The sequence below is a fragment of the Sinomonas humi genome, from assembly GCF_000802235.1.
Taxonomy (GTDB): domain Bacteria; phylum Actinomycetota; class Actinomycetes; order Actinomycetales; family Micrococcaceae; genus Sinomonas; species Sinomonas humi.
Genome location: NZ_JTDL01000059.1, coordinates 1 through 580 on the forward strand (window position 1 = coordinate 1; position 580 = coordinate 580).

Genomic DNA, 580 nt, shown 5'->3' on the forward strand with positions numbered 1-580 from the left:
TCGTTGTGCAGGACGGCGATGATCAGGCGGGGGTCGGCCCATTCGTGCCAGTAGCGCTTGATGGTGATGAGCTCGTTGAGCCCGTTCATCTGCATCGCCCCGTCGCCGACGAACGCGATCACGGGCCGGTCGGGGTGGCCGATCTTGGCCCCGATCGCGTAGGGGACCCCGGGGCCCATGGTGGCCAGGTTCCCGGAGAGGGACCCGCGGACCCGGCCGGTGAACTTCAGCTGGCGGGCGTACCAGTTCGCCGAGGAGCCCGAGTCCGCGGTCACGATCGCGTCCTCGGGGAGCCGGTCGGAGAGCTCGGAGAAGACCCGCATGGGGTTCACCGGGTCGGCGGAGACCATGGCCTGGGCGCGCATGGTCTCCCACCAGCGGGCCACGTTGGACTCGATGCCCTCGCGCCAGGAGCGGTCCTCCTTGCGGCGCAGGTGCGGGATCAGGGCCCGCAGCGCGGCGGCGGCGTCCGAGACGATGTTGACCTCGTACGGGTACCGCATCCCGATCATGCCGGGGTCGATGTCGATCTGCACGCCCCGGGCCTGGCCCTCCTTGGGCATGAACTGGGTGTAGGGGA

At 70.0% G+C, this 580-nt stretch carries 1 protein-coding gene; it reads right to left on the reverse strand.

Annotated features, from left to right (window positions below; genetic code table 11):
* Window positions 1-563, reverse strand: a 563-nt coding sequence (locus LK10_RS04305; RefSeq protein WP_231567597.1) for a thiamine pyrophosphate-dependent enzyme, incomplete at its 3' end; no start/stop codon positions are given.
* Window positions 564-580: the final 17 nt, after the last annotated feature.